Consider the following 10352-nt stretch of genomic DNA (forward strand, 5'->3'; position numbering starts at 1 on the left):
GGCCCCCGGAAATCCGAGGGCCGCCATTCCCATTTGCCATGGGCGACAACTGATCGGGTCAGCTCAGAAGGGGCCGATGCCCTTCAAGGGGTTGCCGCCGTGGAGGAACCAGTAGGTGCCGATGGCAGCGGCGATCGCCAGCAGGACCACCACGAAGGAGCCGTAGGCGGGGCGGGTGGCCCAGCCGCGGGTGCGGTCGAGGGACCAGCGGCCCGGGCCGGTGAGGATGATCGCCAGCGCGGCACCGGCGAGGATGGTGTCGATCTCCACGCCGGACTTGGTCGCCGCGTTGTACTGGAAACCCGGGATCATGCCCTGCTTCCACATCCACGCGTTGGAGATGGTCGCGAGGATGGCGCCCGCGGCGAGCGGGGTGGCCAGGCCGAGGACGAGCAGCACGCCGCCACCGAGTTCACCGGCGATCACCAGGGCGGTGGCCAGCGACGGGTGGTCCCAGCCGCCGCCCGCCATCATGTCCTTGGTTCCGTCGATGCCGGGGCCGTGGAACCAGCCGGTCAGCTTCTGCAGACCGTGGTAGATGAAAGTGCCGCCGACCACCAGGCGCAGCACGAACAGGCCGAAGTCGAGAGTGCCGCGCCGGGCCTCACGGTTGCGGCGCTGCAGGCGGACCGATTCCGCCGACGCGGCCGTCGCGGGCGGGATCGTCGCGTAGCCGTAGTCGTCGTCGCGGGCGGCACCGGTCTCGGCGCTGCTCGCGGTGGGGACCTCGTCGCCGGGATCCAGGCCGAGGTCCTCGTCGGTGCGCGGCACGTCCTTGGGATCGGGCTTGCGCATCTGCGTGGTCGGCGAATCGAAGGGGCTGGTCACCGGCCGACCCGCCGCGGAGGCGGCCTCTCCGGCCCGCGCCGTCCCGTCATCGGGGGAAGTGTCGTTCGACTTGTCGGTCACGGTCTCACCTTAGGACGTGGGATCGCGGTGCGCCGCCCTTCGCCGCATCAGGCGTGTCAGCCCCGCTCGACTGCCGGTAACGTCTGCACCATGAGTTCGGTATTCGCGGGCCGCGTGGCAGTCGGATTGGCGCTCGGCACGATTCTGGTCGCCGGGTGTGCCCGATTCGACGAGTCGGCGTCCAGCCCGTTCACCACCGAGCCGTCGATCGGCGGTGCCAACGCGGAACCGAAGCCGCCGCAGGACTCGCCCTCGCAGGCGCCGCGCCCGACCGGGCCGTGTATCGACCCTGATCCCAATGTCATCGCCACCTGCCTCGATTCGGCCGCCGGGCTGATCGCGGTGGGTGACGGCGCGCTGGTCGCCGAGCGCCGCACCGGTCGCATCCTGTCGGTGACCCCGGTCGACGCGAGCACTCCGCAGCCACCGCCGGAGGAGGTCGCGGTGCTGCCCGTCGACGGGTCGGGCGACGGTGGCATCTCCGATATCACCTTGTCCCCGACCTTCTCCGAGGACGGGCTGATGTACGCCTACATCACCACCGGCAGCGACAACCGGGTGGTCCGCCTGTCCCGCGACGGCGCGCCGAAGGAGATCCTCACCGGAATCCCCAAGGGCGCCACCGGGAATCGCGGCGCGCTGGAATGGGCGACACCGACCCAGCTGCTGGTCCTCACCGGCGATGCGGGCAATCCCGGCACCGCGGCCGATCCCGGCTCGCTCGGGGGCAAACTGTTGCGGCTGGACTCGCCGTCGTCGGGCGCGAACACTCCGCAGGTGGTCGCCTCGGGCATCGGCACCGCCGGAGACCTGTGCCGTGACGGCAAGGACGGCATGTGGGTCACCGACCGCACCGCCGCCGAGGACCGACTGCAGCATCTCGGCACCGACGGCACCCTCACCGTGTCGTGGACCTGGCCCGACCGCCCCGGCGTCGGCGGGTGCGCGGCGACCACCGACGGTGTGGCCGTCGCCCTCACCGAAGGAAAGGCACTCGCCGCCGTCACCGCCGACATGACCACCTTCGCGGTCACCACCGCGCCCACCCTGATCGCCCAGGACAAGTACGGCAAGCTGCTCGGCGCCACGGGTGGTGCCGACGGCGCCGTGTGGGTGAGCACGGTCAACAAAACCGACGGCGCCCCAGGCGAATTCGACGACCGCGTCGTGCGCATCCCATCGCCCCAGGGCGGCGCGGGCGGCCCCGACTAGAGCTTCGGCGGCCGAGAGCCGGCCCAACTGTTCTCCGCGAACAGCGAGAACAGTTGGGCTGCTTCGTTTCTCAGCTACAGGCCGCGATGACCAGGTCGCGGACGCGCGCGGCGTCGGCCTGGCCACGGGTGGCCTTCATGACATCGCCGACGATCTTGCCCGCCGCCTGGACCTTGCCCGAGCGGATCTTGTCGGCGATATCGGGGTTGGCGGCGAGGGCCTTTTCGACCTCCGCCTGCAGGGCGGTGTCGTCGCTGACCATGCCGAGACCCTTGGCCTCGACGATCTGGGCGGGTTCGCCCTCGCCGGCCAGCACGAAGTCGACGACCTGCTTGGCGACCTTGTTGTTCACCGTCTTCGCCTCGACCAGGGCGATGACCGCCGCCACCTGCGCGGGGGTGATCGGCAGGTCGACCAGGGCGACCTCGCGTTCCTTGGCCTTCTCGGTGAGGTACGCGACCCACCAGGAGCGGGCCTCGTTGGCGGGGGCACCCGCCTCGACGGTGGCGATGATGAGGTCGAGGGCGCCCGCGTTCACCAGGTCGCGCATCACCTCGTCGGACAGGCCCCAATCGGCCTGGATGCGCGCGCGGACCAGCCACGGGTACTCGGGGATGGTGGCGCGCAGTTCCTCGATCCACTCGGCGGCCGGGGCGACGGGCTCGAGGTCGGGTTCGGGGAAGTAGCGGTAGTCCTCGGCGGTCTCCTTGCGGCGACCCGCCGACGTGGACCCGTCGGCCTCGTTGAAGTGGCGGGTCTCCTGCACGATCTCCCCGCCCGCGGTGAGCACGGCGGCCTGACGGCGCATCTCGTAGCGCACCGCGACCTCGACGCTCTTGAGCGAGTTCACGTTCTTGGTCTCGGTGCGGGTGCCGAATTCCTTCGCACCGATCGCCATCAGCGACACGTTGGCGTCGCAGCGCAGCGAGCCCTGTTCCATCTTCACGTCCGAGACGTTGAGCGAGCGCAGCACCTCGCGCAGCGCGGTGACGTAGGCGCGGGCCACCTCGGGCGCGCGTTCGCCCGCGCCGGTGATCGGCTTGGTGACGATCTCGATCAGCGGCACACCCGCCCGGTTGAAGTCGAGCAGCGAGTGGCTCGCGCCGTGGATGCGGCCGGTGGCACCGCCCACGTGCAGCGACTTGCCGGTGTCTTCTTCCATGTGGGCGCGCTCGATGTCGACGCGGAAGGTGCTGCCGTCGTCGAGCACCACGTCGAGGAAGCCGTCGGTGGCGATGGGTTCGTCGTACTGGCTGATCTGGTAGTTCTTCGGCTGGTCTGGGTAGAAGTAGTTCTTGCGCGCGAACCTGCCCCACGGGGTGATCGAACAGTTCAGCGCCAGGCCGATGCGGATGGCCGACTCGACGGCCTTCTCGTTCACGACCGGCAGCGAGCCGGGGAGCCCGAGGCACACCGGGCACACCTGGGTATTGGGTTCGGCACCGAACTCGGTGGGGCAACCGCAGAACATCTTGGTCGCCGTGGACAACTCGACGTGGACCTCCATGCCGAGCACCGGCTCGTACCGGGAGATGACATCGGCGTAATCCATCAACTCGACCGTGGGTGCGCTCATGCCTAGCAGTCTATGTAAGCCGCTCACGGCGGCGGCCGGTGGTCCTAGCGCGGCGGGACACGACGGGTGAGCCAGTCGGTGACGTAGGTGAGAACGGCCGGATCGATGGTGGTCTCGATGCTCGAGTATTCGCTGGGGTTGCCGGTCTCGGTGGGCTGCATCAGGTGATTGAGGCCGGGGAAGGTGTGCACCGTCGGGTCGGGCGCGCCCGCCAGCGCCTCGCGCATGGGGCCCTCGCTCTGGGCGGCGGGAACCTGCAGGTCCTTGCCGCCGAAGAAGGCGAGCACCGGCACGCGCAGCGCGCGCAGCGACGGTTGTGGGTCGAAGGTCATGAAGGAGGTCATGTAGGGGGTGTTGAACGAATCGACCGCTTCCTTCGGTGCGCGCTCGTTCTCGGGTAAGGACTCGTTGTGCTGCTGGGAGTACACCCGGGCGCCCTCGAGGTCGCCGGCGCGCAGCATCGCGGTCCATTTCGTGAGGTAGTCGACCTGCTGATCGATCTTGTCCTGTGGCGCGCCCGAGGCGGCCATGATGACCTTGTTCTGTTCGATCAGCACGTCGGCGCCCGGCACCGACGGGCCGGCCATCAGGATCGCGAACGCGATATCGCTTCCCGGCCTTGCCGCGACCAGCGGTGCGAGGTAGCCGCCCTCGCTGTGGCCGAACAGGCCGACCTTCTCGTCGTCGATCTCGGGCCGCTCGCGTAGGAACGCCACACCGGCCGCGGCGTCACCGGCGAGGGTGTCGTAGGTGGCGTCGTCGAGCTTGCCGCCGGTTCCGCCGACGCCGCGGTCGTCGGTGCGCAGCACGGCGTAGCCCGCGCGGGTGAGGGTGTCGGCGAGCACGAGGAACGGGCGGTGCCCGAGGAGTTCCTCGTTGCGGTCCTGCGGGCCGCTGCCGGTGATCATCAGCACCACCGGGAACGGGCCCGGCCCTTCGGGTTCGGTGAGCGTGCCCGCGATGGTGATGTCGCCGCTGCGATAGGTGACGTCCTCGCTGCGGTAGGGGAACGGCGGCTTCGGGTCCTGCGGACGGGCGACGTTCTCGATCTTGCCGCGCCGCAGCGTGAGTGGCGCCGACTGGCCCGATTGCGTCCAGTCACCGGTGATCTGCTCCCCCTCGAGCTTGCCGCGGAACCGCGGGTCGCCCGGCGCGTCGGGGAGCGCGAACTCGACCTTGTCCGGCTCGGCGACAACGTCTTTCAGCGGCGCGTCACGCAGACCCTGGATGGGGATGTCGAGGGTGGCCGAACCGTCTTCGGCGAAACTCACCCCGATCGGGATCGGCTGCCCCGGCAACTCGATCGCGCCGTTCCAGTTGCCGTGCACGGTGGTTTCCCCGGAATCCGGTGTGGACCCGGAGCATCCGCCGACCAGGGCGGTGAGGACTGCAAGAACCGAAACGAACACTCGACCGGTGCGCATGGAACCACGGTACCGACGCCCACCGACAAGTCCACGCAACGCCTCGCCAGGCAGCCCTCAGCCGAAGAAGGCCTGCGCCTCGCTGAGCCGTTCGGCCGGAACCCGTTTGAGCTGCTTGGTCGCCTCCGACAGCGGGACCAGACCGATGGTCGTGCCGTGCAGGGCGACCATCATCCCGAAATGGCCGGCGTGCACGGCCTCTGCCGCGTGCACGCCGAAGCGGGTGGCCAGGATCCGGTCGTAGGGTGTGGGGCTGCCGCCGCGCTGGACGTGGCCGAGCACCGTGGTGCGGACTTCTTTGCCGATCCGGCGCTCGATCTCGGATCCCAACTGCTGGGCGACACCGGTGAACCGCTCGTGCCCGAATTCGTCGATTCCGCCTTCACGCAGCGTGAACCCGGAATCCGGTGCGGGGTGGGCACCTTCGGCGACGACACAGATGAAGCTCTTCTCGCCGCGCTGGAAGCGGGACTTGATCATCGCGCACACCTGTGCGACATCGAAGGGTTCCTCGGGCACCAGCGTCAGGTGCGCGCCCGCGGCGATGCCGGAGTTCAGCGCGATCCAGCCCGCGTGCCGTCCCATCACCTCGACGAGCATCACCCGCTGATGCGATTCGGCGGTGGTGTGCAGGCGGTCGATCGCCTCGGTGGCGATCGACAGCGCCGTGTCGTGGCCGAAGGTGACGTCGGTGCAGTCGATGTCGTTGTCGATGGTCTTGGGCACGCCGACCACCGGCACACCCTCCTCGGCCAGCCAGCTGGCCGCGGTGAGGGTGCCTTCGCCGCCGATCGGGATCAGGGCCTCGATGCCGTTGTCGTCGAGGGTCTGCTGGATGCGTGGCAGCCCGGCGCGCAGGACGTCGGGATTGGTGCGGGCGGTACCGAGCATGGTGCCGCCCTTGGTGAGCAGCCGGTCGGTGCGGTCGTCGTTGTGGATGCGGATCTTGCGGTCCTCGAGTAGGCCGCGCCAACCGTCCTGGAACCCGACGATCGCGTCGCCGTAGCGGCCGTTCGCGGTTCGGACCACCGCCCGGATCACCGCGTTCAGCCCTGGACAGTCTCCGCCTCCGGTCAAGACTCCGATGCGCATGGCGTTCATCTTGCCCCACCAGCGCGGATCAGGGGCAGTGGCCTCCGGCGAGCTCGTCGAGGTGGCCCGAGAGCAGGGTCGCCATCTTGTCGAGCATGGTCATACCGTCGGCGAAAGCGCCCGAATCGGGTTTGGCCGCAAAGGCAACCGCGATGCGGCCCGAGGGCGAATCGATCAGCCCGAACTGACGGACCAGGTACTTTCCGGACGTATCCGGCCCCCACCCGCCCTTGAACTCGGCGCTGGTGAATGCCCCGAGGCCCCAGCGGTGGCTGACGACGATCTGCTGCATCAAACCGACCACCCGCTCGCTCTGCGGCAGGCAGGGCAGTTGGGCGGCGAACCGGACCTGATCGGCCAGCGCCCACTCGGCCTGGCCGTAGATGGAGGCGTCCGAGCGGGTACGTACGGTCGGCACGGTCGTCGTGGTGTCGCCGCCTTCGCGCAGGACCCCTTCCACCGCGGCGGCCGCGTCGGCGTTGTCGCCGAAGGTCGACCACAGAGCGTCGGCGGCGGCGTTGTCGGAGGCGGTGATGGCGGCGTTCACCGACGAGTTGTAGGCGCTGCTGCGACGCGAGACCGCGATGGCGAGCGGCACCTTGATCGTCGACCAGGCCGGGCCGGTCGTCCAGTCGCCGAAGGTGACCATCTTGGTCCCGGCGACCGGCATGATCGCCATGCCCACGCTGCCACGCAGACCGCGTTGCAGATCGGCGAAGTCGGCGGCCAGGCTGCCGGGCACCGCGACGGAGACCTCGGCTGTCACCGGGCCGCCCGGCAGGGTGGCCGGGCTCTTCGTGGTGACCTGCGGCGCGGCGGGGCTGCTGTCGGAACCACAGCCCGCGGTGACCAATACGGCAACGCCCAGCAGTGCTGACAGCGCCACCCGTATCGGGTGGCGTCGGTTGTTCGTCATGATGTGAAGCATTTTCGTTTGTGAACTCCCCCGGGCTTTCGGTGCTGGGTAGCCGTGTCCGACACCGTACTGGGCTGTATGGCCCAACGCCCACTTCGTCCGTAAACCGTCAGGTCACACGGTTTTCACCCGAGTAGATGTTCATCGATTCGCCACGGACGAATCCCAGTAACGTCGATCCGGACTCCACGGCGAGGTCGACGGCGAGGGCACTCGGCGCCGATACCGCGGCCAGAATCGGGATACCCGCCATCACGGCCTTCTGGACCAGTTCGAAGGAGGCCCGGCTGCTCACCACGAGCACCAGATCGTGCGCGGGGATCCGGTTCTCCCGCACCGCCCAGCCGATCACCTTGTCGACGGCGTTGTGCCTGCCGATGTCCTCGCGCAGGGCGAGCAGGGTGCCATCGGTGGTGAACAGGCCCGCCGCGTGCAGACCGCCGGTGGCGTCGAAGAGTTTCTGCCCTTCGCGCAGCAGGCCGGGCATCCGCGTCAGCACCTCGGTGCCGACGGCCGGGACCGCGGGCGGCAGCGGGAAGCGGGTGTGGGTGCGCACCTCGTCGAGGGCGCTCTTGCCGCACAGGCCGCAGCCGCCGGTGGTGACGAGGTTGCGCGGGTGCAGCGGCACGGGATCGCGCAGCCGCACGTCGAGCACGTTGTAGGTGTTGCGGCCCTCGCTGTCGGTGCCCGCGCAGTAGCGGGCGGTGACGATGTCGTCGGCGGTGCCGATGATGTTCTCACCGAGCAGGAAGCCGTGCACCAGGTCGATGTCGTTGCCCGGTGTCCGCATGGTGACCGAGAGCGACTGCCCGTCGACCCTGATCTCGAGTGGTTCCTCGACCGCGAGGGTGTCGGGGCGCTCGACCCGCCCGGCCGGTGACAGCCGGACGGTCTTGCGTCGTGCGGTGACTCTGCTCATCAGGTGTGCCGATCAGTCGGTGACGAGTGGTGCTCGTCGTCGCCGGAACGACGGTAGGCGAACCGGCCGGGTCTAGTCGTCTTCGTCGTCGGCGGCCTTGTTGCGTGCCCGCGCGATCTCGAGCGCCCGCTCGGCCGTCGCCTGGTCCGGGTACGGCCCCATCCGGTCGCCGTACCAGCAGGACTTGCCCTGCTCGGCCTTGTGATGCTTGAGGCAGTAGTACCACTGGTCGTCATCAGCCATACCGACAGTATGCAACGATTCGCATATCTGCGTCCGCAGGTCGGCGCGGCGTGGTGCCGAGCCGGTGGTCAGTACACGTAGACGACCGCGTTCTCGCCGCCGGTGCAGGTGACGAGCTTGCCCGCGGGCGTGCACGTCATCGTGTAGGTGCGTCCGGTCACCGGGCTAGTCGCCACCACCTCGCGGGCACCGCTCGCGCTGCCACCGCCCGCGTACGCCTCGCGGACCGCCTGCGCGAACGGGCAGCTGGTGACGGTGTTGCCGACCGCCGCCTTGCTGAAACTGCCACTGCCCGAACCGGAATCGCACGGTTGCGCCCCCGCGGGCAGGGTGACCGGGCCTGCCGAGGTGGTCGGTGCGGCCGTGGTCGCCCGTGGTGCGGTGGTGCCGGTCGGTCCGGCGGGCACCAGCGAGGTCGACGGCGCGCCCGCGGTGTCGGTGGAGTCGGTGGCCGCCATCAGCCGCCAGCCGATCGCCCCGCCGATGGCGACGACGATGACGGCGAGCACGCCGACGAGGATCGGCAGCAGCATGGATCGGCGGTTCGAGTCCTGGTGGGACCAGGCGGGTTCCGGGGCATAGGCCGGTTCGGGACCGTAGGGGCCGTCGTTGTCGCGGTAGGCGTGGTCGCCGTAGGCCTGCTGGTCGTCGTACTGGGAGTAGGCGGCCTGATCGTTGTACGGATTCGCCGGGTCGACGGCATTGTGCGCACCGAAGGGCGCCGCGCCACCACGGTATTGGTGGGTGGGCTGGGAACGCTGCGGGTCCGGGTCGTCGAAGCCGTAATGCTCCGTCGGCTGAGAGCGCTGTGGATCCGGGCTGTCGAAGCCGTAATGCTCGGTCGGCTTGGAACGCTGCGAGTCCGGCCCGTCGAACCCGTAGTGCTCGGTCGGAGCGGAGCGGCGCGCCTCCGGGCCACCGGGGTAGTGCTCGGTGGGCGCGGAGCGTTGGGCGTCCGGGTAGTGCCGGGTCTGCGCGGACCGCTGGTCACCGATGTCCGCCGGGTCGAATTGTTCGGTGGGCGGGCTGAATTGATCGTTCTGCCCGTAGTGCTCGGTGGGCGCCGACCGCCGATGTTCCGAACCGAACACCTCGGTGGGCGGGGCGAAGTGGTTGCCGCTGCCCGGCTGGGCCGGGTCTCGACGGTCGTCGGGCCGATCTTTTCGCTGGTCGTCGGCGGACCGTGGGTCGTACTGCTCGGTCGGCGGACCGAAGCCATCGGGACGCCGCGAAGCCGAGTCCTCGTCGGCCGGGAACCGGTCACCACTGTCCGGACCGAATCGATCACCACCGTGCGCCGAACTCGCCTCCGCCGCATACGGACCGAACGGATTGGCTGCGCCAGCGGACCGGGAATCCGGTGCGTGACCAGGCCCCGGGAATCGCTCGTCGTCGAATTGCCCGGCAGCAGGGCCGAATCGATCCGCATCGAACTTCTGAGTCGCGGGCGCGGGCGTGTTCGCGCTCTCGCCCGGTCGCGGCCCGTACGGCTGACCCGGACGTGGTTCCGGACCGTTCTCGGAACCGAAAGGTTCTGCGGGAGAGCCGAATCCGGGGCTGCGCTCGGGCAGGTCGGTGCCGGGGAGCGGGTGCGGTCCGGTGCCACCGGGGACCGGCGGGGAGACCAACCGGGCGGGTGGAGCCGGACGGTCACCCGGGTTCTGACGGGAACCGAGATCAGCGGGCGGCTGCCCACCCGGCACCGGGTACTCCCCGGAGTAGCGCTGGGTCGGGGCACTGCGTGGCGGCACCAGCGGGCCACGCTGAGCGTCGGCGGGACCACCGAATTGCGGCACGGGCGAGGAGGTTTCGCCGGGACGACCGCCGCCGTATGCGGGACCGCCGGGGTGCGATCCGCCGGGTTGCGGGACAGGCGACGAAGTCTCGCCCGGCAGACCACCACCATACGCGGGACCACCGGGAAGAGAGCCCCTCGCGGCGCCGGGTTGCGGGACAGGCGAGGAAGTTTCGCCCGGGCGATCGACGCCGTACGCGATACTGCCGGGTTGCGGGACGGGCGAAGATGTTTCGCCTGGCCGACCGACGCCGTACGCGAGACCG

At 69.8% G+C, this 10352-nt stretch carries 9 protein-coding genes; 1 reads left to right on the plus strand and 8 read right to left on the minus strand.

Going from position 1 to position 10352, the window contains the following annotated elements:
• Nucleotides 1-63: 63 nt before the first annotated feature.
• On the minus strand, nucleotides 64-909 hold the full coding sequence (locus NCO8_RS05285; RefSeq protein WP_067636877.1) for a DoxX family protein: 846 nt from the start codon (nucleotides 907-909) through the stop codon (nucleotides 64-66).
• 90 nt (nucleotides 910-999) lie between these two features.
• Here NCO8_RS05285 and NCO8_RS05290 point away from each other — a divergent pair, with 90 nt between their 5' ends.
• On the plus strand, nucleotides 1000-2121 hold the full coding sequence (locus NCO8_RS05290) for a PQQ-dependent sugar dehydrogenase (protein ID WP_067636879.1): 1122 nt from the start codon (nucleotides 1000-1002) through the stop codon (nucleotides 2119-2121).
• Between the two features lie 70 nt (nucleotides 2122-2191).
• Here NCO8_RS05290 and gatB read toward each other — a convergent pair whose 3' ends face one another.
• The 7 genes from gatB to NCO8_RS05320 form a co-directional block, all read right to left on the minus strand.
• Entirely contained in the window at nucleotides 2192-3697 is a 1506-nt protein-coding gene (gatB, locus tag NCO8_RS05295) for an Asp-tRNA(Asn)/Glu-tRNA(Gln) amidotransferase subunit GatB (RefSeq protein ID WP_067493247.1), read from the minus strand.
• A gap of 44 nt (nucleotides 3698-3741) precedes the next feature.
• The gene (locus tag NCO8_RS05300) at nucleotides 3742-5121 is read right to left on the minus strand and encodes an alpha/beta hydrolase family protein (protein WP_067636881.1); all 1380 of its coding nucleotides are present in this window, start codon (nucleotides 5119-5121) and stop codon (nucleotides 3742-3744) included.
• 57 nt (nucleotides 5122-5178) lie between these two features.
• A complete protein-coding gene (locus NCO8_RS05305) occupies nucleotides 5179-6213 on the minus strand; it encodes an ATP-dependent 6-phosphofructokinase (protein ID WP_067493464.1) in 1035 nt (344 codons plus the stop codon).
• 28 nt (nucleotides 6214-6241) lie between these two features.
• On the minus strand, nucleotides 6242-7129 hold the full coding sequence (locus tag NCO8_RS05310; protein ID WP_067636909.1) for an LPS-assembly lipoprotein LptE: 888 nt from the start codon (nucleotides 7127-7129) through the stop codon (nucleotides 6242-6244).
• A gap of 109 nt (nucleotides 7130-7238) precedes the next feature.
• Nucleotides 7239-8048, minus strand: coding sequence for a formate dehydrogenase accessory sulfurtransferase FdhD (fdhD, locus tag NCO8_RS05315; RefSeq protein WP_067636883.1), 810 nt, complete (start codon nucleotides 8046-8048; stop codon nucleotides 7239-7241).
• A 72-nt stretch (nucleotides 8049-8120) separates the two neighbouring features.
• On the minus strand, nucleotides 8121-8291 hold the full coding sequence (locus NCO8_RS31770) for a hypothetical protein (RefSeq protein WP_166655716.1): 171 nt from the start codon (nucleotides 8289-8291) through the stop codon (nucleotides 8121-8123).
• A 68-nt stretch (nucleotides 8292-8359) separates the two neighbouring features.
• Complete coding sequence (locus NCO8_RS05320) at nucleotides 8360-10087, minus strand: hypothetical protein (protein ID WP_067636884.1); 1728 nt, start codon at nucleotides 10085-10087, stop codon at nucleotides 8360-8362.
• Between the last annotated feature and the right edge of the window lie 265 nt (nucleotides 10088-10352).

This window comes from Nocardia coubleae NBRC 108252 (assembly GCF_001612805.1).
GTDB lineage: Bacteria > Actinomycetota > Actinomycetes > Mycobacteriales > Mycobacteriaceae > Nocardia > Nocardia coubleae.